The organism is Neoroseomonas oryzicola (assembly GCF_012163135.1).
Lineage (GTDB): Bacteria > Pseudomonadota > Alphaproteobacteria > Acetobacterales > Acetobacteraceae > Neoroseomonas > Neoroseomonas oryzicola.
This window is the reverse complement of sequence record NZ_JAAVUP010000046.1, coordinates 1-616: the sequence shown is the minus strand read 5'-3', so window position 1 is coordinate 616 and position 616 is coordinate 1. Positions and strand designations below refer to the sequence as shown.

Below are 616 nucleotides of genomic sequence, written 5' to 3'. Positions count from 1 at the left end.
GAGCAGCCATCAGGTGTTAGACAATATTCTAGGTTATTACGTGAAGAAGTTTTTGGTCCAAAAATTAGAATCTCTGTTTTTTCTGAATTTAGTAGTAGGAAATTACTGGTCATCCAATTTTTTATATCAGCTATGCATTCCGATAATTTTGTGAAATGGTAAGTTTCGTCAGGGCTTGCAGAAATATAGAGCTGAGTATCATCAGCGTAACAGTGAAAACTAACGCCATGCTTCCTAATGATATCTCCCAAGGGTAGCATGTACAGAGTGAAAAGCAACGGTCCTAGTACTGAGCCTTGTGGTACTCCATATTGAACTTGTGATCGATATGACATCTCTTCGTTTACTACTACAAACTGATAACGGTCAGATAAGTATGATTTGAACCATGACAATTCCAGTAATGCCAACATAATTTTAGAGTCTATTTAAAAGAATATTGTGATCAATAGTGTCAAATGCAGCACTAAGATCCAGTAACACTAATAGAGAGATACAACCACGATCTGATGATAAGAGCAAATCATTAGTAACTCTAATGAGAGCAGTCTCAGTACTATGGTACGGTCTAAATCCTGACTGGAAATCCTCACAGATACTATTTCTTTCTAAAAAG

At 36.4% G+C, this 616-nt stretch carries 1 protein-coding gene; it reads right to left on the bottom strand.

Features of this window, described 5'->3' with window-relative positions:
- Positions 1 to 413, bottom strand: a 413-nt coding sequence (locus tag GWK15_RS26730) for a reverse transcriptase domain-containing protein (protein ID WP_408892143.1), incomplete at its 3' end; no start/stop codon positions are given.
- Positions 414 to 616: the final 203 nt, after the last annotated feature.